The 248-nt window shown below is 60.1% G+C and carries 1 protein-coding gene; it reads left to right on the top strand.

Translation table 11 applies throughout. The features are described 5' to 3' along the window. Positions 1–51: 51 nt before the first annotated feature. A partial coding sequence (locus AAEZ05_RS29620; RefSeq protein WP_502947816.1) for an ATP-binding protein occupies positions 52–248 on the top strand: 197 nt, incomplete at its 3' end.

Genomic DNA, 248 nt, shown 5'->3' with positions numbered 1-248 from the left:
CCAGGACTCCAGCCGGCCCTCGCCGACATGAACCAGCTTTAATTGACCGTGATGAACCTGGTAACCAAGGCCCGCGACGCCATGCCCCAGGGCGGAGAAATTCTGGTCAGTGCCCAAGCCGTGGATATTCATGCGCAATCGACTCTGTCTCTGGCGGCCGGGCAATACATCTGCCTGAGCGTGAGTGATAACGGCGAAGACATGGACGACGCCACGCTCGCCTCGGCAATGGACCCGTTCTTCACCAC

The organism is Pseudomonas sp. HY13-MNA-CIBAN-0226 (genome assembly GCF_040310305.1).
GTDB lineage: Bacteria > Pseudomonadota > Gammaproteobacteria > Pseudomonadales > Pseudomonadaceae > Aquipseudomonas > Aquipseudomonas gregormendelii.
This window is presented reverse-complemented; position numbering and strand designations above follow the sequence as displayed.